Genomic DNA, 20,794 nt, shown 5'->3' with positions numbered 1-20,794 from the left:
CACTACCAATTGGTAGGAGGCAGACGCCGAGTATGAAAGATCCGAAGTATTTGCAGGCGATCCTGGCGAACTCGATATGGAATCAGATACGGTCGGTCGGGGAGGACCCATTCGCGAGTGCCTGGCAAACGACCTTCTCGGCCCGTTGCCGGGAAGCGGGCAAGGTGTTCGACACTGGCAAGAATGGCATGAACGAAATCTGCGGCTGCTTTTGGACTTTCCATCGCCAGATACGCAGCTTCGTCATCGAGGTTCTTTGAAGCGGTACGCAACCACTCAACGCGCATTGGCTATCCACTTGTTGGCGATTGCATCGACTTCTTCAGGCGTTGCGAAATCCCCTGCGTCGGCCTCTATCAGTGCTTTCTGAATTTCTTCGATCTGCCAGGCTTCCCGGGCGAGATATTCGCGCAATGCGTCGACGGCAAGAAACGACTTGCTGCGACCCGTGGCTTTGGAAAGAGTGGCAAGGGTATCGGCGATTTCATCTGGCAAGCGCAGCGACATGACGGACATAAAAGCCTCGATGTAGTGGTTTGTAGTACAACATACTACATCGTCATGCTGTGACAGCAGTCGGCCGTTCGTCAGCCGTAAATCCAGTGAACCAATCTTCAGAGGTTCTTCAGCGATCAATCAATCGATCTCCCAAGACCTGATATAGACTTGCGCCCATTCACCCAGTCGTTCAAAAGGATTTCCCGATGACCCCATCGCTGCTGCTGGCCGTTCTCGCCTCGGGCTTTATTTACGGCATTACACCGGGCCCGGGTGTGTTGGCGGTGTTCGGCATTGGCGCGGCGCGTGGGCGGCGGGCTGGCGCGGGTTTTTTGTGCGGGCATTTGCTCGGGGACGTGATCTGGTGCAGCACGGCGCTGATCGCGATTGTCGGCGCGCGGGAAATCGGCAGCACGGCGTTTGATGTCTTGGGTGTGCTCAGCGGGCTTTACTTGTTCTGGCTCGGTTTGCGCGCGGTACGGGCCAAACGCAGCAGTGCCCAAGAGCCTCAAGGTCCGGCGCGGCAGCCGTTCTGGCACGGCATTCTGTTCGGCCTGACCAACCCGAAAGCCTATCCGGTAGCGGTCGCGACCTTTACCGCGTTGCTGTCCAGCCGTGCGGAACTGCTGCACTGGTCGATGCTGCCGTGGATGATTGTCCTGAGCTTCGTCGGCGGTCTGTTGGCCTACGCTATCCTCATCGGCATTGTCGGTGCACGGCAGGTGCGCAACCTGTACCAACGGCATGAGCTGGCGATCACCCGGTTGTGCGGGGTGATGTTTATCGGTTTCGCCATCAACGCTCTGGTGCATGCGTTGCCGGGGCTGATGCCGAACAAGGCTTGAGATTGATCGCCAGGAGGCGTCGGTCGGCGTATGGGTCAGGGATGTTTTTTTACCGCTGCACTCTCCGGATACGCACTCTGCACCATGACCACCAGAAATTCCGCGCCGCTGGCGAGTTACATCGATTTGCTGCTGGACGCCGTTTGCGCGGTCGATAAACAGGGTCGCTTCGTTTTCGTCAGCGCGGCCTGCGAGCGCATTTTCGGTTACACGCCGGACGAGTTGGTCGGCCAGTCGATGATCGATCTGGTGCATCCCGCCGACCGCCAGCGCACCCTCGACGCTGCGCGGGAAATCATGGGCGGCGAACCCAAGCTCAATTTCGAAAACCGCTATGTGCGCAAGGATGGCCGCGTAGTGCACATTCTCTGGTCCGCGCGCTGGTCCGAAGTCGATCAGCTGCGCATCGCCGTAGCCCGCGACATCACCGAACGCAAGCAAGCCGAGTCCCGGCAGGCGGCGCTGTATGCGATCTCCGAAGCGGCCCACGCGGCCGAGGATCTGCTGGCGTTGTTCAAACGCATCCACTTGATCATCGGTGAATGGCTGCCGGCGCTGAATTTCTCCGTGGCGCTGTACGACGAGCACTGCGCGCAGCTCAATTTCCCTTATCACGTCGACGACAACGAGCAACAACCCGAGCAGCCGGGAACCGTGACCGGGCGCTTGTGTGCCGAAGTGATCCGCAGTGGCCAGCCAATCCTGCTGACGCCGAATCAGGACAACGCGCCCGCAGGATTCGAAACCCTTGTCGCGAGCCAGCATTCGCCCTGCTGGCTGGGCGTACCGTTGAACTCGCAGAACGGCACCATCGGTGCACTGATCGTCAAGAGCGTGGTGGGCGGCGAGCGCTACACCGAGCAAGACAAGGAAATGTTGCAGTTCGTTTGTGCCCAGGTCGCCACGGCGATCGAACGCAAGCAGCTGCACGCCCGGCTGCAGCGCATGGCGCAATACGATCAACTGACCCAACTGCCCAATCGCGCATTGCTGCGTGACCGGCTGCAAGCGTCGCTCGCCTTGGCCCGGGAGAGCGCTGGGCACATGGCGTTGCTGTACGTCGACCTCGACCGTTTCAAGGAAGTCAACGATACCCACGGCCACGCGGTTGGCGACATGCTGCTTCAGGCGGTCGCCAATCGGCTCAAAGGTTGCGTGCGCGAAACAGACACCGTTGCGCGCATTGGCGGCGATGAATTCGTGGTGTTGTTGCACAGCATCCATGCCGCCGGAGACGCCGACAATGTTGCCGGAAAAATCCGTCAGGTCCTGGCTCAGCCGCTGCGGCTTGATGGTCACAGCGTCAACATCCAGCCAAGTATCGGCGTTGCCCATTACCCCGAACATGGCACTGAAGAAAGTCAATTATTCCGCCATGCCGACGAAGCCATGTACAGCGCCAAGCGGCGGCATCACCTGCGGCTCGAATCCTGAACACTGCCTGCCGTTCGTCGCATCGATTTCAGGTTTTCTAAACCTTTGCAGTGATCGAAATTCAGATTCTATGCGGGCTCCAGCTCGCCGCGATCATTACCAAGAGGTAAATAATCATGCCTAATTCCAAAAACTCGAACACGGGACACACTGCCACCGATCGAACGAAAGCGTCTGAAGCCGATCGAAAAGGTGGGAAAACTACCACCACGACTGTCGATAAAGAGCCATCGAAACCCGATATGGGCCGCAAAGGTGGCCAGAAATCCAAGTAGTGGTGAAGGTAGTTTTGATCGAGAGGCGGGAGCGAAAGCTCCCGTTTGAATTTTTAATATGAGGAGGGCGCGACCATGAGCCGGATGGCCACCCGATTACGCAGTGCCGGTTTTGCCACGTTACTGGGCCTGTTCGCCAGCAGTGCGTTTGCCCAGTCACCCGCCGAATTCATCAATGATGCCTCGGCCAAAGGTATGGCCGACATCGAAGCCAGCCGCCTGGCGCACCAGAAGTCCGAATCCAAAGAGGTCAAGGACTACACCATCGTCGTCATCAACGACCGCACCACTGCCAATCAGCATCTGGCGAAAATCGCCAAACAACTGGATCTGCCGGTTGCGCCGCGGGAAGAGGTGGTCGACAAGGCCAAAGAATTGATGCCGCAAGTACAGGAAGGCGCAGCCTTCGATCAGGAGTACGCCGCCAGCCAGGTGAAGACTACGCAGGAAGCCATCGAGCAGCTTCAGCAGACTGCGCAGACTACCGACGTACCGGAAATCAAAGCCTTCGCCGAAGAAACCCTGCCCAAACTGCAGAATCATTTGCAAATGGCCCGGGCGCTGCAAGCAGGTCGATAAGAGCGCATTTGACAGTGTTTAAAGCCAATGGCGCGTGATTCACATCACGCGCCATTTTTTTTGAAACTCAGCAGTCGTTAAAATTCTGTTTGTGTTTACCCTGGGTGACCAACCCCGCCAGACTGTGCACCTCGTCTTCGCCCATGGCGCGATAGTGCTTGCGCAGCGCCTCCAGCTGCTTGAGATCCAGCGCTTCCAGCCCGAGCATCGCGTTCTGCGCCTCTTTGTTCACCCGCAGCAACTCGTCGATTTTCAAATGCAGAATGTCGGTGTCGCGGTTCTGCGTGTTCTGGATCAGGAACACCATCAGGAACGTGATGATGGTGGTCGAGGTGTTGATGATCAACTGCCAGGTGTCGTTGTAACTGAAGATCGGCCCGCTCAACCCCCACAGCGCAATCAGAATCAACGCCCCCATGAACGTCTTCGGGCTACCGGCCCACAACGCGAGTTTCTGTGAGATTTTTGCGAATTTCATTGCCGTTTTCCTTATAGGGATGCACCTGCATTTGTGACAGCGCCGACGTTATGAAAATTCTGCTTACATTTGCCCGCAGATCAAAAAAGACGCAACCAATGGGCATCCAAGGCAGTCACTACTTCACTGCCTCGAACCCGGAGAAACGTATGAAACTCACTCGCCTGTTTTACCTTTCATGCTGCCTGCTTGCGCTGCAAGGTTGCTTCGATAACTCGGATAACGAAACCAAAGACAATACGGATGGCACCAAATCCTCGGTGCAGATGCAGGATAAGGAGGCGGCGGATAAGTAGCCTAAGGTCGCAATACAGCAGAGCGTCCAGTCGAGGTATCGTAGCGAACCGGTTGTCCGCAACCCCGCACCGACAGGAGAACGCAATGAGTTGGTCCGCCAGACAATACGTCGCTTTTGAAGATGAACGCACCCGCCCGGCACGGGATCTGCTCGCGGCGATCCCGCCCGTGGACGCGCGTTCGGCCATCGACATCGGTTGCGGTCCCGGCAACTCCACCGAGTTGCTGGTGGAGCGCTTTCCCGACGCCACGGTGCGTGGCGTGGACAGTTCGACAGACATGATCGACGCCGCGCGCAAGCGCTTGCCGCAGGTGCAGTTCGACACCGTTGACATCGGCACCTGGAACGACAGCGGCCCGTTCGACGTGATATTCGCCAACGCGGTGTTGCAGTGGCTGCCCGACCACGCGACGTTACTGCCATCGCTGGCCGCGCGACTGACCCCGGGCGGCAGTCTGGCCATTCAAATGCCTGACAACCTCAATGAGCCGTCCCATCGCCTGATGCGCGAAATCGCTGCCAATGGCCCATGGGCCAGCAAGTTGGCGGATGCCGCCGGGCAACGCACGGAAATGGCCAGCGCCAGCGATTACTACTCGATGCTGCGACCGCACTGTGCGCGGGTCGATGTGTGGCGCACCACTTACCATCATCCGCTGGCGGGTGGTGCGTCGGGTGTGGTCGAGTGGTTCAAGGGCAGCGGTTTGCGGCCGTTTCTCGAACCGCTGGATGAAGCGGAAAAGGCGCAATACCTCAAGCAGTATCAAGCCGCGATTGAGCGTGCGTATCCGGCGCTGAGTGATGGTTCGGTGCTGCTGCCGTTCCCGCGATTGTTCATCGTCGCGACTCGCTGATGCCAAAAAGGGACGGATAACGCTGAACGTTATCTGTCCCTTCGCTTGGCACTCAGGTAGTCAAAAAGAAAAGACGCAAAGCCGAATAACCCAATCATTGAAATGATCATGAGCCCCAACTCTGAATTGTCCATGCTGATCTCTACGTGAAAGTGAGAGAGCAGAGTAGGGTACTTTTCGTTGGGTTTGATGGTGGGCTACGGCTTCTTTACTGGGGGGTGTGGATTTATACGGAAAATATACGGGAGGTGTGAAAACGCTCAGCGTTGAGCATTGGACATGATGATCTCTACCGCTTCCCAGACACATCCAGCGTACTTTGGATTGGAAGCATGCAGCGCGACTTCTCTGGCAGGTGGAATAGGCAAACCGTTTTCAGCCAATATTTCAAAATGACCCTTAATGGCTTCACTCGCCATAGCCACTGCATCGTTGAGATTATCCCCGGCAGAAAAACAACCCGGAACATCCGGAATATCAACGCCCCACGCGTGCTTGCCATCGCCTGTTGAAATCGCAATCGGATAAAGCATGTTCACTGTTCTCCTGCTCATCCAGTTACTGACGCAAAAAACGCAAAGGGCGCCTCGAAAGGCGCCCCAATTCACGGCATCACTTTTCTGCATTCATGCGGCGCGCAATGACATCCAGCACATCGCAGCCATCGCGCAGCGGTATGGCGCAGAGCATTGCGAAGTCGCTGAGAATCACCGAGTCGGTGATGATTTCGCCGCGCATCGCGAGGTTTTCCAGAACCTGCGTTACCGCGCCAATTCTGTAGCGGGCAGAGCTGAGTAAGGAATGCAGCGGTTGGGTGGTGTTGACGTAGAACGTGGGGAGGTCGTCGGCGCTGCTGGTTAAAGCCATGTATTCATTCATGAGTGATTGCCTTTAAGTGAAGTGAAGTCACCTACCACTCGTTGTCGCCAAACAAAGGGTGGCAGCTGCACGCGGGTTGGCGAACCGGATAAGGCACAAACCGGCAGACCCGAAGATCTCCCACGCACAGCCACCAAAAAAAAGGTAGCCAAGTACGCTTAGAAACGCTCCGAGCGGGCTCGGAGGTTTCTGTGCCTTTACCATCGAGTCGCCAAACCCGATACGCCAATTTGGCGTGAACGGACTATAGGCCTCATGACAAAAACACAGCAATGGACAAGTCTACGGACAATTCCCAGAGTCGTGTAGGACCTTGCCTTTTCAACAGTTGGGCGCGGTTTTCCCTCGATGTGAAGATTCAGGCGCTGTGCCGGGGATGTACCCGTAAAGCTCACGAATTGGTGCTTAGTTTTTGGTTTTTCTGATTTTGTTAGCCGCGGATGCAGTCTCATCTATGATTTGCAGTTGTGGCAATTCGCTCATCTGCACTGTGAATAACTCGCGGCGGGGCAACAAGGATTCCTGAACTTTTTTGGCACCTGTGCTTCGCATCAGGCGTCCATTAGACGATGGCGCATTTGAATGGGTCGGCACAATAGTCGTTCGGATTCTGGGTGGGCTGTATGGCGGTGGAGGACTTAAATTCAAGCTGGAAAATGACGGCGGTTCCACTGAGGACAGAGTTGAGTATCGAGGGGGGCTATCGAATACCCTTGCCGCCGATTGAAACCATTGAGTACCTCTCGCTGTGGCGGCCCTTGCCGCCCTGTAAGCCAGAGTCATGCTGGCAGCTCCGGCGGCCACACTCGCACTTGCCAATACGGGTGCTAATACGGAAGCCGGGTTTGCGAACGCTGCAGCACCGAGCAGCACGCCTGCGGCCCCTGAACCTAACGCTGAAACGCCTTGGCCACTAAATCGACCGCTGTTGGATAGAGAAAGCCCCAAGCCTCCAAAAGCGGATGTCCCGCCTGCAGCACTGACGAGTTGACTGAGCATGATAGGTACCGTGAAGCGACCTGTAGGATCACGATAATTAACGGGATCTGCAGCGCTGTACATGTACGAGTTCAAGCCGCCTGCCCCAAAAGGGCTCCATTTGTCTGAACTGTGGAAACGCATCAGAACCGGGTTGTAGACTCGGTAGCCGTTACCCAGCAAATACCAACGAATGTACGGTTCGCCAATCTCGCCATTAAAACCTAAATGGGTCGATGGAAGTCGAGCAGCGGACAGATGCCCGTAGGCGGTGTACGCCAATCGATTCACATCGCCTTGACTCACTTCCATCAGTACTGACTGACTCTGATTTGTCGCAAGTAATATCGTTTTTTTCCCGTTTTGATTGAGTCGCGTGGGCATGAGCATAGGTCCTCCTGAATACTGAAAGAGACAGTATTTATTTACAGTATCAGACCCACTTTCTGTACTAGCAGAACTGATAGTGCCCGGACTTTTATTTTTCAAACGCAGAACGCACAGCCTCCACCACACGCTCCGCCACGCCCTCATCTTCAAGCTGCGGATACCCTTTTCTCAACTTGCCAGACACCACCCAGCCGTTCTCCTTGATGGAGCGAATAATGCGATTCGCATCCTGATCGGGCATTTCCAATACCTCTTTCAACTGCTCCTGAGCTCGCTGAAAGATCACCAGCACTCGGGCTTCATCCGCCATTTCCTGCCGAATCGTGTGCTTGACTACGCGTGCGGTGTACAGGACGTGTTCGGTCAGGTCTGGATACCGCCAGGCAAAGCGTGCGTCTTCGTACTCATCGAAGATGAAGTTGCTGAGCGTGCCATCCTCGTAGGTCACCAATTCACCGAATCGATAGGCCGTTGCGTAACGGCGCATGAACGGTCGCGAGAACACTTCGAGCGTTCGGTCGTAGCCGGCCCTGAAGTCGATCGAACTGGTGATGGTGGCTGACACCGGCAGGATCACGCCGTCCGGCACTGCTTTATCCCGAATGAGGGTGTCGTTGATCAGGAAACGATGAATCCGGCCGTTGCCATCGCGCATGGGATGGATATAGACGAAGCCAAATGCCAACACGGCGGCCCGTGCCAATGATTCCGCACCACGGGTTGCGAGCTCGAATTCGTTGAGTCCTGCCAGTGCCTGCGCGAGATCTGAAGAATGCGGGGCGATGTAGTGAACGATGTCTTCGCGCATCGTGGCCTGACCCACAAACACAGGAGAGCGCCGCAAGCCGAGTCCAATGGCATCACGCCCTAAAATGCCCGCTTGCAGCGACTGCAGGCTGTCGTCGCTCAACGGGTTTTCGATATGCCCGCAATGTTGGGCAATGACATGCGCAAAGCGCTGGATGCGATCGGCTTGGTCGGCTTCTTTTTCGATCAGAAAGCTCGCGCGTGATTCCTTGAATGTCAGCCAACTGGCGGTTCGCATAAGGATGTCGGCGCCGAAGGCCTGATCCAACTCATCCAATGCCGCGCGTAGATCGAACTGCAAAGCTTCCCGCACTGACGCCGTTCGACGAACCAAGGGGCAGAAATCAGCCGTCCCCGGCAGGTTGTTATTGATTCGCCAGCGTCGCGTTCGCAGTGGCTCACGACGTGTCAGGTATTTTTCGGGTGAAAGTGCATCGACATAGGCGCCATTGGTCACGTCGGGTACATCCAGACGTTCCCCTGTCAGCCATTCGTAAAGGAACCCGGTGCGCCGTGCGTACTGGCCGAACGGCTCTCGTCGACACCAGTCTTCAATAGGCTGCGGGCCTGTCGCCGCAAACAGGCGTGCGAAGAACTCAAGATGAATCTCTTCGTACTTGAGACCGAATTCGAAATGCCCTGAGAAATCGTTGGCGGGCCGGTAACTTTGCGGATACCGGTCCTTCACACCGCCGTCACTTTCGCGGCTGACGCGTGCAGAGCCTATGGTGGACTCGACGCGCAGCGGCTGGGCAAGTGCGATGTGGTGGCGATCGGCGAGGGCCTTAAAACCGACTGGCATTGACGAATTCCTTAACAGTGCAATGAAAACGCTAACAAAAGGCGCTTGTGTCGCGAAAACGTTAATTGTTCGAGGCGCGAAAATACTAACTTCGTGTGAAATTTGATACTGAAATCATGATTTGCAAAAAAAACGCTAACGTTTATGAGCTTAGTCGTAACTACCCGGAGGGCAAAAAGGCATTTTCACCAAACCCCAGACACAAAAAAACCGGCCATCAAGGCCGGTTTTCTTTTACCTGCATCCCCCGTCAAACAACAACGTGAGACCAAAATTCGATTGGAGCGGGTGAAGGGAATCGAACCCTCGTTATCAGCTTGGGAAGCTGGAGTAATGCCATTATACGACACCCGCTCAGAGCGGCTGACTTTGTACCAGATGTGCGCGTGGAAATGAAGTTTTTCTTTGCGCGGGATGGCTTTAGCGCAGGTGAAGCAAGACATCAGACCGTGTAACGGTCATTCGCGGGCAAGCCTGGCGACTACAGGGCGAAGCTTGCTCGCGATGACGCTGTTTCAAATGGCCAGTGCATGGTGGTCCTGGACGTAGTGGTAACGCGGTCGGCTTGCCTGTGGCGCAGGTTGCAGGAAGCCCAGCAGGGCGTTGCGGCTGTCCCGGCAAGCGGCTTTGTGTTCCATGTCGAGGAAGTGGCCGGTTGCTTCGATGGTGGTAAAGGTGCTGTGTTGCACGCGATTGGCGAACAGTCGTGCGCCGTCGGCGGCGGTGTATTCGTCCCATTCGCCGTTCACGAACAGTACCGGTACGTTGATTTTCTCCGAGGCTTTGAGAAAGCACTCGCGGTCGCTGTGCAGCAGGTCGCTGATGTGGAAGTGCATCTGCCCGTATTCATGATCGGCCAGGCTGCTGACGTGGCGATAGTTGAAGCGTTTGAACAGGGTCGGCAAGTGTTTGCCGATGGTGCTGTTCACCAGGTTGCCGACGCGGTCGCCGTCACGGCTGCCGAGGTAGTCGACGCCGCGCTCGAGGTAGTCGAGCATGTGCGCGTTGATCTCCGGGGAGAACGAGCTGATCACGGCTTTTTCGATGCGCCGTGGCTGGTGGGCGAGGGCGACCAGCGTCGCGGCGCCACCCCAGGAAAACGACAGCACGTGTTCGGCGGCGAAGTGGTCGATCAGCTCCAGCAGGATCTGCCCTTCGACTTCCTTGGTCAGCAATTTCTCATGCAGGTTGTGGGCTTTTGACTTGCCCGCGTAGGGCTGGTCATAGCAGACCACGTTGAACTGTGGATGAAGATTTTTCACGGTTTGTGCAAACGACGCAGTCGTGGCCATCGAGCCGTTGACCAGAATAATGGTCTTCTCTGCGGCGTCTGCGCGATAGAACTCCGTGTAAACCCGATACTGACCTTGTATATCCAGCACAGCGATTTCTGGCCTCATGTCGTAAGACTCCTGGCAAGCGGGTATGCGCGCAAATGAGATTGCACGAGCTTTGTGACAGGTAGGCATACGCCTGGAATTTGAGAGGCCCATGTCGATCCATTGCAGTCCGGTCGACGGGTTTTATTATTGGCGGGCAGTCTGCCGGTGGAGCGGAACCTGAAGGTTCTCTAACCGACAAAAAGTTTCTTAGAAGTATGTTGTGACTCGTCAGTCACATTTCGGCTGACGACCTGATTCAAGCAGGGGCGAGGGGATCGCGCAAGTGCCGTTGGTAAATTGTTCGACAACTTCTGCTGAGCGGTAGGCGGCTTAGATCAATTGGATCTCTTCGGTGCGCAACGCGCGGTACTCGCCCGGTTTTAGCGCATTGTCGAGCACCAGCGGGCCCATGCGCTCACGGTGCAGGCGCAGCACCTTGTTGTTGAAGTGGCCGAACATTCGCTTCACCTGGTGATATCGGCCTTCGACGATGCTCAATCGGGCTGATTTCGGCCCGAGCAGCACCAGTTCGGCCGGCAACGTGGTCAGATCTTCAAAGGCAAAGTACAGGCCATCGGCGAATTTCATCGCGTATTCCGGGCCGATGTCCTGTTCAGTCTCGACGTAATAGACCTTGGGCAGTTTAGTCTGCGGCTGGGTCAGGCGTCGCGACCATCTGCCATCGTTGGTGATCAGCATCAGGCCGGTGGTGTTGAAATCCAGGCGACCGGCGATGTGCAGGTCTTCCTTGTCCGGCTCGTCGAACAGATCAAGCACGGTCGGATGCTCTGGGTCGCGGGTAGCGCTGACGCAACCGGGCGGTTTGTGCAGCATGAAGTAGCGCGCGGGTTTGCCGACTTGCAGCACTTGCTCGTCGACCTCGACGCGGCTGAATTCCAGCACCTCGGCATGCGGGTCGCTGACGATTATTCCGTCAACCCGCACGCGCTTTTCCACCAGCAACAGGCGAACCTGCTGACGGTTGAAGCGGGGCAGGTTGCTCAGGAAACGGTCAACGCGCATGGGTCGAGATCGGCAGGAAAAGGGCCGCGCATCTTACGTGATCGGCGGCGAGGTTGCTTACAACTGCACTTCGATCTGAGCGCAGCGTGGGCAAAGGCAGGATTTATCGCGCAGCTCGGGCGGCAGTGCTTCGAGTACCGCCGGGTCGATGCTCACGCTGTAGCACCAGCAGGGCCGATCGGCGGTGCGAGGGTCGGCCAGGGTGCAGTCGTTGGACGCGCCGCAGGCCGGGCAGAATTCTGGTTTGTTCATGTAGGACTATGCATAGCTGGTGTGAGGCATTTCCACGCAGGTTCGGTTACGGCCGGATTGCCTGGCCCGATACATCACATGATCGGCCCGAGAGAGCAGGGTGTGCAAGCTGTCCGTTGCAGTGACCCGATGGGGAGCATTCGAGTGGGACTGCGGGGAAATAACGGCTTCATGCTGAACGCGAATGATCGGTCCGACGCGCCACGAAGATTGAGCGCGGACCTTGTAGGAGCGAGCTTGCTCGCGATTGCGGAGTGTCAGTCGACATTATTTTGCCTGTTAGACAGCCATCGCGAGCAAGCTCGCTCCCACAGTTTGTAGTCGTTCCTGCGTGCTAGCCGAGACTTTTCAAGTAAGCGCGCCAACCGCCCAGGTGGCTGATGTTGACGGCCCCCTCCAACCCATACGGCTCACAGATAAACCCGCTCTCCCAACGCCCGTCCGCCAGTTGCACTTTGCCCAACCCCAGCGGTGCCGGAATCCCGGTCAGAAACGAACCCAACTCGCTGCTCGGCAATTCCCAGACTTCCACCGCAATCGCCACCCCGCCATCTTTCACCCGAACCATCCCCGGACGAAACGGCGGGCCACCGGCCAGCGCATACAGTTGATAGTCCGGTGAACTGAACGTCGTCTCGAGCAACGTTGCACCACGACGTTTGAGTTGCCAGTTCAGCGCCAATCCATCCAGATGCGCGCCACACACCACCAGCCGTGCGCGGTCATTGCGCGCGACGGCGGCAGGAGAAGGCGCATCCGCACCACGCTGAAACGCATCCGCCACACTCAACAAATACTGATCGGTAAACGCCCGGCCAAACAACGTCACACCCCACGGCAAACCATTGCCCATGAAACCACTCGGCACGGCGACGGCGGCGTAGTCGAGCAGGTTCATGAAATTGGTGTAGTAACCCAATTCCGAATTGCGCAGCACCGGCTCAGCGTCCAGTTCCGCCAAGGTGACCGGTCGGCCGATGGTCGGGGTGACCACACACTCCAGTCCTTCCAGCGCCTTGTCGCACAGCGCTTTCAACGCTTGCAGCCGATATTGAGCACGGAACGTTTGCACGCCGTTCACCGCTGGCGCCTTGGCCAACACGGCACGAATCACCGGCAACACAGCTTGAGGATTTTGTTCCATCAGTTCACCGGCGACACTGTAGCGCTCGGCCACCCACGGGCCCTCATACAGCAGCCGCGCAGCTTCGAGAAACGGCGACATATCCAGTTCAACCGCTTCACCGCCCAACGCCTTGAGCCGGTCGATGGCATCTGCGAACAGCAGCGGGCCTTCAGTACAACCGAAAAACTCCAGGTCCCGCGCACGCGGCACACCGAAACGGAAGGGGCGAGGGGTACCGAATGCCGAAGCGTCATTCCACAGCGGATTGCTGCGGCTGTACGCATCCCGTGGATCAAGTTGAGCAGTGAGCGCCAGCAACTGACTGGCTTCCCGCGCCGTCGCAGTAAAGGTCGTCACACAATCGAGCGTGCGGCAGGCCGGCACCACGCCCGCCGTGGAGATCAACCCTTTGGTGGCTTTCATCCCCAGCAGATTGTTCAGTGCCGCCGGCACGCGCCCGGAACCGGCGGTGTCCGTGCCCAGCGAAAAACTCGCCACGCCCAGCGCCACCGCCAGCGAAGAACCGGCGCTGGAACCGCCCGAGGGATACTCCGGCAACACGCTGTTCGGGCAGGCGCCATAAGGCGAGCGGGTGCCGTTGAGCCCGGTGGCGAACTGATCGAGATTGGTCTTGCCCAGCGGAATGGCGCCGAGCGCCAGCAGTTGCTCGACGATGGTCGCTGACTGCTGCGGCACATAGGCAAATGCCGGGCACGCCGCCGTGGTCGGAATGCCCGCCAGATCGATGTTGTCCTTGATCGCGAACGGCACGCCGTACAGCGGCAGGCTGTCGAGGTCGCGGCCATCGAGCGCGGCCAGGTACGGTTCCAGTTCCTCGACACTGAGCAAGTGGATGAACAGGTGATAATCCGGGTTCAACGCGGCGGCTTTGTCGCGCAGGCTCAGGATCAGTTCTCGCGGCGTGAGGCTGCCTTCGCGGTAGGCGCTGCGCAGGGTGTCGAGTTGCAGGTTGAGGGTCATGGCGTTAATCCTTTTTCAAATGGGTTCAGTCGAGTTCCAGCACCACGACGCGCTGTCCGGCGCGCACCGCCGAACCCGGCTGCACACGAATCTCGCGCACCACACCGGCCATGGGCGCCAGCAGCGGAATTTCCATCTTCATCGACTCCAGAATCACCAACACATCGCCGGCGGCGACGCGGCTTCCGGTCTGCACCTGAACCTGCCAGAGGTTGCCGGCAATGTGGCTGTCGACGCTCATTTCGCCGCTGGCCAGCGGCGCGTCTTCGGTGACCTCAGCGGCCAATTCCTCGCTGTCGAAATGCGCCTGGCCGCTGGCGATCCAGCGTTCGCGCTCGGCATTGAACGCGCCTTGTTGCTGCTCGCGAAACGCACTGATGGTTTCGGCCTCTTTTGCCAGAAACGCCTGGTAATCCGCGAGGTTCAACTGACTGTGCTGGATGTTCAGCTCGAAGCGCCCGAGCGGAAAATCCCGACGGATGCGCAGCAGTTCGTCGGCGCTCACCGGGTAGAAACGGATCTGGTCGAAGAAGCGCAGCAACCACGGTTTGCCATCGAACGCGGCGACTTCGCGGTAGCGGTTCCACATCTGCAACGTGCGGCCGACGAACTGATAGCCGCCGGGGCCTTCCATGCCGTACACGCACATGTAGGCGCCACCGATGCCCACCGAGTTTTCCGCCGTCCAGGTGCGGGCCGGGTTGTACTTGGTGGTCACCAGTCGATGGCGCGGGTCGAGCGGAGTGGCCACCGGTGCGCCGAGGTAGACATCGCCCAGTCCCATCACCAGATAACTGGCGTCGAACACCGTGCGCTGCACTTCGTCGAGGTTCGGCAGGTCGTTGATGCGACGGATGAACTCCAGATTGCTCGGGCACCACGGCGCGTCCTTGCGCACGGTGGTCATGTATTTTTCGATTGCAAGTTGGCAGGCCGGATCGTCCCAGGACAATGGCAGATGGACGATGCGCGAAGGCACTTGCAGGTCCTTGGCGGCGCACACCGCGTCCCATTCACCGGCGACGATTCCGAGCAGGTCGGCCAGGGGCAGTTGCTCGGGTTGGTAGTGCACTTGCAGCGAGCGGATGCCCGGAGTCAGGTCGATCACGCCGTGCAGGTGTTGGCTTTCCAGGGCTTGCATGAGGGCGTGGGCGCGGAAGCGCAGGACGAGGTCGAGTTCAGGGGCGCCGATTTCCAGCAGCAGATGAGTGTCTCCCGACAGGCGTGCAACCAGCCGAGTGTCATCCTGCCCAAGATCCAACACCACTGGCGACACAAGCCCTTGTGGGAGCTGGCTTGCCTGCGATGAAGTTGATGCGGTGTCTGATCTGGCCCCATCGCGGGCAAGCCCGCTCCCACAGATATCCCATGTTTTTGCCAATGTGCGGGCGGTCTTGAGGTCGACCGGGTGGAACTGCACTTTGTCGCCAGCCTTGAGCTGCCCCAACTGCCAAAGGTCCGCCTCGATCACCGTCACCGGGCACACAAACCCGCCCAGGCTCGGACCGTCGGGTCCCAGAATCACCGGCATGTCCCCGGTGAAATCCACCGCGCCGATGGCGTATGGATTGTCGTGAATATTCGACGGATGCAACCCCGCCTCACCGCCATCCGCCCGCACCCATTCAGGCTTCGGCCCGATCAGCCGCACGCCGGTTCGGCTGGAGTTGAAATGCACTTCCCACTGGGTCGCGAAGAAGGTGCCGATGTAGTTTTCGGTGAAATATTCCGGTGCGCCGTGCGGGCCGTAGATCACGCGGATTTGCCGCACGGCTGGCAACTCAGCGATTTCAGACAGTTGCTCGCCAGCGCTGCGGTCGCTCAAGGCCGGTACATGCAACACATCGCCGGCGCGCAACGCACGACCGCCGTGCCCGCCAAACTGCCCCAGCGTGAAGGTACTTTTGCTGCCGAGATAATCCGGTACTTGCAGACCGCCACGCACGCACAGATAGCTGCGAGCGCCGGTCCCGGCAATTGTGCCAAGGCTCAAAGTCGCGCCTGCCGGAATCAGTAACGTGGAGTTCATTGCCACGGCTTCACCGTTCAACGTCAGCGGTATCACCGCCCCGGTGATCGCCACCACCGCGTCGCAATTGAAGCGTAGCAACGGCCCGCTCATGGTGATTTCCAGTGCGGCGGCGCCTTCGGCATTCCCCAGCAGACGGTTGCCCAATCGCAGGGCGCGACTGTCCATCGGCCCCGACGGCGGCACGCCCACCGCCCAGTAACCGAGACGGCCGGGATAGTCCTGAACGCTGGTCTGTGTACCGGCGCTGAGCACTTCAAAAGTTGTGGCCTGATAGACCAGATCTTCCAGGCAACGGGTCCATGGCTGACCGCTGGCGAACGGTGCGTCGAGCAGAATTTGCCGCAGGTAATCGCGGTTGGTTTCCACGCCATACAGCACGCTGTCGCCCAAGGCCTGATGCAAATCCGTTCGCGCTTCTTCGCGCGTCGGCGCCCAGCTGATGACCTTGGCGATCATCGGATCGAAGTACGGCGGAATCTCGCAACCGGCTTCGACCCAGGTGTCGATCCGCAGCTGTTTACCGTTCGCGACCGGGAAATTCACAGCGGTCAGCAGACCCGGGCTCGGCTGAAAATCGCGCCCCGGATCTTCCGCGTACAGCCGTGCCTGGATCGCATGGCCCTCGGCTGTCAAACCTTGGCTCAACTCGCTCAACGGCGGTAAATCTCCCGCCGCCAGTTCCACCATCCAGCGCACCAGGTCGACGTTCCACACCTGTTCGGTAACGCCGTGTTCGACCTGCAACCGGGTGTTCACTTCGAGAAAGTAGAAGCGTTGATCGGTGCTGTCGAAGACGAATTCCACGGTGCCGGCGCTGCGGTAGTTCACCGCTTTCGCCAGTTTGATCGCCGCGGCGCACAGCTCATCGGCCATGCCTTCGGGCAGGTTCGGCGCCGGGGTTTCTTCGAGGACTTTCTGATTGCGGCGTTGCACCGAGCAATCGCGCACGCCAAGCGCAATCACCTCACCGCGACCGTCGCCAAACACCTGAACTTCCAGGTGTCGGGCGCGCTGAATGTACTTTTCGATGAACACGCCGGCGTCGCTGAAATTGTTCTGCCCGAGGCGTTTTACCGCTTCAAAGGATTCGCTCAACTCGGCAGCACTGCGACACACGCGCATGCCGATACCGCCACCGCCGGCGGTGCTCTTGAGCATTACCGGGTAGCCAACCTGTTCGCCGGCGATCAACGCCGCGTCGAGGCTGTCGAGCAGTTCGGTGCCTTCGAGCATCGGCACACCGTGTTGCCTGGCCAATGCTCGCGCGGTGTGTTTGAGACCGAACACCCGCAGCTGCTCTGGCGTCGGGCCGATGAAGGCGATATCGGCCGCTTCGCAGGCTTCGGCGAATGCGGCGTTCTCCGAGAGAAAACCGTAGCCGGGATGGATTGCCGTGGCGCCGCAGGCTTTGGCGATGGCGAGGATTTTCTCGACCGCCAGATAGGTGCCGGCGGCGGCGCCTTCACCGAGGCTGTGGGCTTCATCGGCCTGCAGGATATGCAGACTGGCGGCATCGGCCTCGGAGTACACCGCGACACCGCTGACGTGCAGTTCACGCAGGGTACGCAGGATGCGGCAGGCGATGGCGCCACGGTTGGCAATCAGGACTTTTTCGAACATGGCAGAACCCCTGAAGGGGATGCGGGCCGTCCCGCAGTTTTTCGTTGGGCGCCGAGGTCGTCCCCGGTGCCTGAAATACATAGCCTGTGTAGGAGCTGCCGAAGGCTGCGATCTTTTGACCTTGATCTGTAGGGGCAATGAAATACTCGAGCAAGATCAAAAGATCGCAGCCTTCGGCAGCTCCTACGGGGATGTCATTTAATGCACTGGCCGGAACGCGCCTGGCACAGGGCAAACAACCATTTACGCAACCGCACTATTTTCAGTTCCATACCATTAACTCCGCAGGTGTCGGGTTGTAGGCGTTGCACGGATTGTTCAATTGCGGGCAATTGGAAATCAGCACAATCACGTCCATCTCGGCGCGTAGATCGACGTACTTGCCCGGTGCGGAAATCCCGTCTTCAAAGGTCAGCCCGCCGTCGGCAGTCACTGGCACGTTCATGAAGAAGTTGATGTTCGGCCCGATGTCGCCCTTGCCCAGTCGCCCATCGTGGACGCAGGCGCGCAAGTAGTTGTCGCGGCAGCTGTGCATGTAGCGTTTTTCCAGGGCGTAGCGCACGGTGTTGCTCTCTTGCGCGCAGGCACCGCCGAGGGTGTCGTGGCGCCCGCAGGTGTCGGCGACGATGGTCAACATGGGCTTGCCGAGGTTGGAATAGAGCACGCTGCCGGTGCTCAGGTAGACACTGTTCTGCCGACGCAAGGTGCGTTGTACGTCATAGCGTTCTTTCGGATTGGCAACGCTGTAGAACAACGTATCGACGGCCTGATTGCCTTCCAGATCGAGGATGCGCAGGGTCTGGCCGGCTTTGACTTCCATCAGCCACGGCTCGCCCGCCGGGATAGTCGCGCGGTAGACCGCAGTCTCTGGGTGCTTTTGAACGGTAGCGATTGCGAGTGACATGGCAGCGATCCTCAGGCGAACAGACGGTCGGTGTTGATGAAGCCGCGCTCGTTTTCCGGGCGCGAGGTGCGGCAGTGTTCGGCGACGCTGGCGTCGGCGTTCATCCAGCTCAGCTTCAGCGGTTTCGGTGCGTATTCCGGCGAAGGGTCCATTGGATGTTGCAGGGCGGTGAGCACCACCAGCGTGTCCATCGGCGCGTACAACTCGATGTAATCGCCGGCCTTGGAGTTGCCTTCAACGTAGTGAAAACGCCCGACCTCATCGACGTTCACACGACTGAAAAGGTTAAGGGTCATCAGCAAGTCCGACAGCCCCAACCCCCACTTGCCGAGTTCCACCAACAGGTTGTCGGTGCCGTTGCGGAAGAAGCCGTTGCGCAGTTCCTGATAGCGGCCGGCGCCGTATTTTTCCGCGACTTCTTCAGCGCAGAGCACACCGCCGAGGCTGTCGCTCCAGCCGCAGGTGTCGGCAGTAATTGCCGCCAACACGCGGCCCATGTCCGAGTACAGGCAATGGCCCGTAGTCAGCTTGGCGGTGTGTTGGCATTTGAGACTGTCCGGGAGGTTCAGACGCTCGGTTTTTTCATTGGCGTTGAGCAGCGTCAAGCTGACGTTGGCGCCGCCGCGAATGTCCGTCAGGCGCAGTAATTGGCCGCGTTTGAGGACGAAGGATCGATGGCCGCCACCGGGGAGCATTTCTTCGGCGAAGGGCGGAAACAGTTGGGTCGAATCAGTCATTTTCCAGTTCCTCTAAGCGATACGAAGGGTGCCCGCCAACTCAGTCGGCAAGGCATCGACGGCGGCGCGATGGGCGCGGCGGTCGCTGTTCAAAGGGATGTCGTAGGTGATGCGTGCGCCATAGGCGCCGGGGGCGTGCGGGTCGACGCGGACCTTGTCGAACACCAGCAATCGGGTGCCGAGGCTGAACCCTTCGGACAGGTCATGGGTGACCATGAACACCGTCAGTCGCGTTTCGCGCCACAGCTCCAGCAGCAGGGCGTGCATGTCTTTGCGGATGCCTGGATCGAGGGCGCCGAACGGTTCGTCAAGCAGCAACACGCGAGGTTTCATGATCAACGCCTGGGCGATGGCCAACCGTTGTTGCATGCCGCCGGACAGCTGCGCCGGGTACTTGTCCAGCGAGTGACCGAGGCCGACTTTGTGCAGCAATATCGAAGCCTGTTCGCGTGCGTCTTTTTTGGCGCTGCCGAACAAGCGTCCGAGCAGTGGCGAGTGCGGCAGTTCGAGGCCGAGGGCAACGTTGTCCAGCACGGTCAGGTGCGGGAACACCGAGTAGCGCTGGAACACCACGCCACGGCTTGAATCCGGTTCGCCGGCCAGCGCTTGGCCGTCCAGCAGAATCTCACCGCGACTGGCGCGCTCCTGGCCGAGCAGCAGCCGCAGGAAGGTCGATTTGCCGCAACCCGATGCGCCGACCAGGGTGCAGAACTCGCCCTCGTTGACGTTCAGATTCAGACCTTCGAGCACCACCTGATCGGCGTATTGCTGCCAAACGTTTTTCACCGTGATGAAGCTCATGCGCGGGCTCCTTCATACCAGGGAAAAGCACGCTGTGTCAGACGCTTCAACCCCCAATCCATCAGCCAGGCGAGCAGGGTGATCCACACCACGTAGGGCAGAATCACGTCCATCGCCAGGTAACGCCGCACCAGGAAAATCCGGTAGCCGAGGCCGTCGGTCGACGCAATGGCCTCGGCGGCGATCAGGAACAACCACGCCGAACCGAGCATCAGCCGCAACGAGATCAGCAGACGCGGCAGCAACTGCGGCAGTACCACGCGCAGCATCAATGTCCAGGTCGATGCGCCGAGGGTCTGGGCCTTGATCAGCAGCTCGACGGGAATTTCCCGGGCACGCTGTTCCAGATCCCGCGCCAGGCACGGGGTGATGCCGATGACGATCAGCATCACTTTCGACAACTCGCCCAGCCCGAAGACGATGAACAAAATCGGCAGGATCGCCAGCGGCGGCACCATCGACAGCACCGTTAACAGTGGCGACAACGGCGCGCCAAACAGCGGCAACGTTCCGGCAGCGATGCCCAGGCACAGCCCGGCCAGCGCGCTGATGCCAAGGCCGATGGCCAGGCGCCGCAGGCTGGACGCGGTGTCTTGCCAAAGTACGTACTCGCCGGTGCGGCTGTCAGCGCTGAATGCCAGGCGCTTCACCGCGTCGGTCATCTGCACGGCGCTCGGCAACAGCTTGTCGTTGGGGTTTTCCGTCAGTCGCTCGGCCGAGCCCATGAAGTAGGCAAGCAGCACCAGGGCGAACGGCAGGATCACCAGCAACAGGCGACTCGGGCGGTCCGGGTGGCGATTGATCAGGCGCATGGCCAAG

Annotated in this window: 22 protein-coding genes and 1 tRNA gene; 6 read left to right on the top strand and 17 right to left on the bottom strand. The window is 58.9% G+C overall.

Features of this window, described 5'->3' with window-relative positions; translation table 11 throughout:
• Nucleotides 1-2: 2 nt before the first annotated feature.
• Nucleotides 3-287: a type II toxin-antitoxin system RelE/ParE family toxin gene (locus F8N62_RS22780; RefSeq protein WP_150712790.1), complete on the bottom strand. Its 285-nt coding sequence runs from the start codon at nt 285-287 to the stop codon at nt 3-5.
• A complete protein-coding gene (locus tag F8N62_RS22775; protein WP_150712901.1) occupies nt 277-516 on the bottom strand; it encodes a CopG family ribbon-helix-helix protein in 240 nt (79 codons plus the stop codon). Before F8N62_RS22775 ends, F8N62_RS22780 begins: the two co-directional genes overlap by 11 nt.
• A gap of 188 nt (nt 517-704) precedes the next feature.
• Here F8N62_RS22775 and F8N62_RS22770 point away from each other — a divergent pair, with 188 nt between their 5' ends.
• The 4 genes from F8N62_RS22770 (at nt 705) to F8N62_RS22755 (ending at nt 3,631) form a co-directional block, all read left to right on the top strand.
• Nucleotides 705-1,343 (top strand): LysE family translocator, encoded by a 639-nt coding sequence (locus F8N62_RS22770; protein ID WP_150712789.1) that lies wholly within the window; start codon nt 705-707, stop codon nt 1,341-1,343.
• Between the two features lie 84 nt (nt 1,344-1,427).
• Complete coding sequence (locus tag F8N62_RS22765) at nt 1,428-2,777, top strand: GGDEF domain-containing protein (protein WP_150712788.1); 1,350 nt, start codon at nt 1,428-1,430, stop codon at nt 2,775-2,777.
• 116 nt (nt 2,778-2,893) lie between these two features.
• Nucleotides 2,894-3,052 (top strand): stress protein, encoded by a 159-nt coding sequence (locus F8N62_RS32180; protein ID WP_150712787.1) that lies wholly within the window; start codon nt 2,894-2,896, stop codon nt 3,050-3,052.
• A gap of 75 nt (nt 3,053-3,127) precedes the next feature.
• Entirely contained in the window at nt 3,128-3,631 is a 504-nt protein-coding gene (locus F8N62_RS22755; protein ID WP_150712786.1) for a DUF4142 domain-containing protein, read from the top strand.
• A 67-nt stretch (nt 3,632-3,698) separates the two neighbouring features.
• Here F8N62_RS22755 and F8N62_RS22750 read toward each other — a convergent pair whose 3' ends face one another.
• Nucleotides 3,699-4,109: a low affinity iron permease family protein gene (locus tag F8N62_RS22750; RefSeq protein ID WP_150712785.1), complete on the bottom strand. Its 411-nt coding sequence runs from the start codon at nt 4,107-4,109 to the stop codon at nt 3,699-3,701.
• Between the two features lie 149 nt (nt 4,110-4,258).
• Between F8N62_RS22750 and F8N62_RS31560 the strand changes: the two genes are divergently transcribed.
• Nucleotides 4,259-4,405 carry a hypothetical protein gene (locus tag F8N62_RS31560; RefSeq protein ID WP_191632425.1) on the top strand — a complete coding sequence of 49 codons (147 nt, stop codon included), beginning with the start codon at nt 4,259-4,261 and terminating at the stop codon, nt 4,403-4,405.
• A gap of 85 nt (nt 4,406-4,490) precedes the next feature.
• Nucleotides 4,491-5,261 (top strand): trans-aconitate 2-methyltransferase, encoded by a 771-nt coding sequence (tam, locus tag F8N62_RS22745; RefSeq protein ID WP_150712784.1) that lies wholly within the window; start codon nt 4,491-4,493, stop codon nt 5,259-5,261.
• 260 nt (nt 5,262-5,521) lie between these two features.
• Here tam and F8N62_RS22740 read toward each other — a convergent pair whose 3' ends face one another.
• From F8N62_RS22740 to F8N62_RS22675, 14 genes are all read right to left on the bottom strand, one after another.
• Nucleotides 5,522-5,794 carry a type II toxin-antitoxin system HicB family antitoxin gene (locus F8N62_RS22740; protein WP_150712783.1) on the bottom strand — a complete coding sequence of 91 codons (273 nt, stop codon included), beginning with the start codon at nt 5,792-5,794 and terminating at the stop codon, nt 5,522-5,524.
• A gap of 79 nt (nt 5,795-5,873) precedes the next feature.
• Nucleotides 5,874-6,140: a short-chain dehydrogenase gene (locus tag F8N62_RS22735; RefSeq protein WP_150712782.1), complete on the bottom strand. Its 267-nt coding sequence runs from the start codon at nt 6,138-6,140 to the stop codon at nt 5,874-5,876.
• 405 nt (nt 6,141-6,545) lie between these two features.
• Nucleotides 6,546-7,508 (bottom strand): RHS repeat-associated core domain-containing protein, encoded by a 963-nt coding sequence (locus F8N62_RS22730; RefSeq protein WP_191632424.1) that lies wholly within the window; start codon nt 7,506-7,508, stop codon nt 6,546-6,548.
• A gap of 88 nt (nt 7,509-7,596) precedes the next feature.
• Complete coding sequence (locus F8N62_RS22725) at nt 7,597-9,117, bottom strand: Fic family protein (protein WP_150712781.1); 1,521 nt, start codon at nt 9,115-9,117, stop codon at nt 7,597-7,599.
• A gap of 280 nt (nt 9,118-9,397) precedes the next feature.
• Nucleotides 9,398-9,471: transfer RNA gene (locus tag F8N62_RS22720), tRNA-Gly, on the bottom strand.
• Nucleotides 9,472-9,632: 161 nt separating this feature from the next.
• Nucleotides 9,633-10,517 (bottom strand): alpha/beta fold hydrolase, encoded by an 885-nt coding sequence (locus F8N62_RS22715; protein WP_150712780.1) that lies wholly within the window; start codon nt 10,515-10,517, stop codon nt 9,633-9,635.
• A 312-nt stretch (nt 10,518-10,829) separates the two neighbouring features.
• Complete coding sequence (locus tag F8N62_RS22710) at nt 10,830-11,522, bottom strand: pseudouridine synthase (RefSeq protein ID WP_150712779.1); 693 nt, start codon at nt 11,520-11,522, stop codon at nt 10,830-10,832.
• A 57-nt stretch (nt 11,523-11,579) separates the two neighbouring features.
• A complete protein-coding gene (locus F8N62_RS22705) occupies nt 11,580-11,774 on the bottom strand; it encodes a cysteine-rich CWC family protein (protein ID WP_150712778.1) in 195 nt (64 codons plus the stop codon).
• A gap of 334 nt (nt 11,775-12,108) precedes the next feature.
• Complete coding sequence (gene atzF, locus F8N62_RS22700) at nt 12,109-13,881, bottom strand: allophanate hydrolase (RefSeq protein WP_150712777.1); 1,773 nt, start codon at nt 13,879-13,881, stop codon at nt 12,109-12,111.
• Between the two features lie 25 nt (nt 13,882-13,906).
• Complete coding sequence (gene uca, locus F8N62_RS22695; protein ID WP_150712776.1) at nt 13,907-17,533, bottom strand: urea carboxylase; 3,627 nt, start codon at nt 17,531-17,533, stop codon at nt 13,907-13,909.
• Nucleotides 17,534-17,795: 262 nt separating this feature from the next.
• Nucleotides 17,796-18,437 carry an urea amidolyase associated protein UAAP2 gene (locus tag F8N62_RS22690; protein ID WP_150712775.1) on the bottom strand — a complete coding sequence of 214 codons (642 nt, stop codon included), beginning with the start codon at nt 18,435-18,437 and terminating at the stop codon, nt 17,796-17,798.
• A gap of 11 nt (nt 18,438-18,448) precedes the next feature.
• Nucleotides 18,449-19,174, bottom strand: a complete 726-nt coding sequence (locus F8N62_RS22685) for an urea amidolyase associated protein UAAP1 (RefSeq protein ID WP_150712774.1) — start codon at nt 19,172-19,174, stop codon at nt 18,449-18,451.
• A 12-nt stretch (nt 19,175-19,186) separates the two neighbouring features.
• Nucleotides 19,187-19,975 (bottom strand): ABC transporter ATP-binding protein, encoded by a 789-nt coding sequence (locus F8N62_RS22680; RefSeq protein WP_150712773.1) that lies wholly within the window; start codon nt 19,973-19,975, stop codon nt 19,187-19,189.
• Complete coding sequence (locus F8N62_RS22675; RefSeq protein ID WP_150712772.1) at nt 19,972-20,787, bottom strand: ABC transporter permease; 816 nt, start codon at nt 20,785-20,787, stop codon at nt 19,972-19,974. Before F8N62_RS22675 ends, F8N62_RS22680 begins: the two co-directional genes overlap by 4 nt.
• Between the last annotated feature and the right edge of the window lie 7 nt (nt 20,788-20,794).

The sequence above is a fragment of the Pseudomonas fluorescens genome (genome assembly GCF_902497785.1).
GTDB lineage: Bacteria > Pseudomonadota > Gammaproteobacteria > Pseudomonadales > Pseudomonadaceae > Aquipseudomonas > Aquipseudomonas fluorescens_BO.
The sequence above is the reverse complement of the archived record's forward strand: the minus strand, read 5'-3'. Positions and strand labels throughout refer to the sequence as shown.

Excerpts from the sequence above, each read along its gene's own strand:
- F8N62_RS22680 (WP_150712773.1), bottom strand. The coding sequence starts at position 19,975 with ATGAGCTTCATCACGGTGAAAAACGTTTGGCAGCAATACGCCGATCAG.
- F8N62_RS22770 (WP_150712789.1), top strand. The coding sequence starts at position 705 with ATGACCCCATCGCTGCTGCTGGCCGTTCTCGCCTCGGGCTTTATTTAC.
- uca (WP_150712776.1), bottom strand. The coding sequence starts at position 17,533 with ATGTTCGAAAAAGTCCTGATTGCCAACCGTGGCGCCATCGCCTGCCGC.
- F8N62_RS22740 (WP_150712783.1), bottom strand. The coding sequence starts at position 5,794 with ATGCTTTATCCGATTGCGATTTCAACAGGCGATGGCAAGCACGCGTGG.
- F8N62_RS22710 (WP_150712779.1), bottom strand. The coding sequence starts at position 11,522 with ATGCGCGTTGACCGTTTCCTGAGCAACCTGCCCCGCTTCAACCGTCAG.
- F8N62_RS22765 (WP_150712788.1), top strand. The coding sequence starts at position 1,428 with ATGACCACCAGAAATTCCGCGCCGCTGGCGAGTTACATCGATTTGCTG.
- F8N62_RS22705 (WP_150712778.1), bottom strand. The coding sequence starts at position 11,774 with ATGAACAAACCAGAATTCTGCCCGGCCTGCGGCGCGTCCAACGACTGC.
- F8N62_RS22775 (WP_150712901.1), bottom strand. The coding sequence starts at position 516 with ATGTCCGTCATGTCGCTGCGCTTGCCAGATGAAATCGCCGATACCCTT.
- F8N62_RS22690 (WP_150712775.1), bottom strand. The coding sequence starts at position 18,437 with ATGTCACTCGCAATCGCTACCGTTCAAAAGCACCCAGAGACTGCGGTC.
- F8N62_RS22750 (WP_150712785.1), bottom strand. The coding sequence starts at position 4,109 with ATGAAATTCGCAAAAATCTCACAGAAACTCGCGTTGTGGGCCGGTAGC.
- F8N62_RS22725 (WP_150712781.1), bottom strand. The coding sequence starts at position 9,117 with ATGCCAGTCGGTTTTAAGGCCCTCGCCGATCGCCACCACATCGCACTT.
- F8N62_RS32180 (WP_150712787.1), top strand. The coding sequence starts at position 2,894 with ATGCCTAATTCCAAAAACTCGAACACGGGACACACTGCCACCGATCGA.
- F8N62_RS22685 (WP_150712774.1), bottom strand. The coding sequence starts at position 19,174 with ATGACTGATTCGACCCAACTGTTTCCGCCCTTCGCCGAAGAAATGCTC.
- F8N62_RS22675 (WP_150712772.1), bottom strand. The coding sequence starts at position 20,787 with ATGCGCCTGATCAATCGCCACCCGGACCGCCCGAGTCGCCTGTTGCTG.
- F8N62_RS22730 (WP_191632424.1), bottom strand. The coding sequence starts at position 7,508 with ATGCTCATGCCCACGCGACTCAATCAAAACGGGAAAAAAACGATATTA.
- F8N62_RS22755 (WP_150712786.1), top strand. The coding sequence starts at position 3,128 with ATGAGCCGGATGGCCACCCGATTACGCAGTGCCGGTTTTGCCACGTTA.
- F8N62_RS22715 (WP_150712780.1), bottom strand. The coding sequence starts at position 10,517 with ATGAGGCCAGAAATCGCTGTGCTGGATATACAAGGTCAGTATCGGGTT.
- F8N62_RS22735 (WP_150712782.1), bottom strand. The coding sequence starts at position 6,140 with ATGAATGAATACATGGCTTTAACCAGCAGCGCCGACGACCTCCCCACG.
- F8N62_RS22780 (WP_150712790.1), bottom strand. The coding sequence starts at position 287 with ATGCGCGTTGAGTGGTTGCGTACCGCTTCAAAGAACCTCGATGACGAA.
- atzF (WP_150712777.1), bottom strand. The coding sequence starts at position 13,881 with ATGACCCTCAACCTGCAACTCGACACCCTGCGCAGCGCCTACCGCGAA.
- F8N62_RS31560 (WP_191632425.1), top strand. The coding sequence starts at position 4,259 with ATGAAACTCACTCGCCTGTTTTACCTTTCATGCTGCCTGCTTGCGCTG.
- tam (WP_150712784.1), top strand. The coding sequence starts at position 4,491 with ATGAGTTGGTCCGCCAGACAATACGTCGCTTTTGAAGATGAACGCACC.